This window comes from Bradyrhizobium sp. Leo114, assembly GCF_055229415.2.
In genome coordinates this window covers 1-380 of record NZ_JBUYEN020000232.1, presented here as the reverse complement: position 1 = coordinate 380, position 380 = coordinate 1, and the positions used below count along the sequence as shown (strand labels likewise).

The following is a 380-nucleotide window of genomic DNA, read 5'->3' as shown; positions in this document are numbered from 1 at the left end:
TTCGGCCTTGGTCCCAGCGCCGCAATGCCCATCTTGCGCATCAACCGCTTGCGATTGACCTGAAGCCCCTCAACCTTCAGCATCGCGGTCATTCGCCGCGAGCCCAGGAACGGCCAGGCGGTGAACAACTCGTCGATCCGCCGCATCAGGGCAAGGTCGTTGTCGTTGGCCGGCCGTGGCGGCCGGTAGACCCCAGAGCGCGCGATGCCAAGTAACATGCATTGCCGGCGGATCGACAGCGCCATGTCGGCGTGATCGAGCATTCCTCGACGGTCCGGCGTGCTCATCTTCCGGACCTCCGCGCTAAAAAATCGCGCTCGACTGTCAGTTGTCCAATCTTGGCATGCAGCTTCTCGATCTCGCGTTCGCGCGCGTCCTCG

Annotated in this window: 1 protein-coding gene; it reads right to left on the bottom strand. The window is 63.2% G+C overall.

What is annotated here, in order from left to right:
• Nucleotides 1–287, bottom strand: a 287-nt coding sequence (locus ACZIRK_RS45535; protein ID WP_474419885.1) for an IS3 family transposase, incomplete at its 3' end; no start/stop codon positions are given.
• Nucleotides 288–380 lie beyond the last annotated feature (93 nt).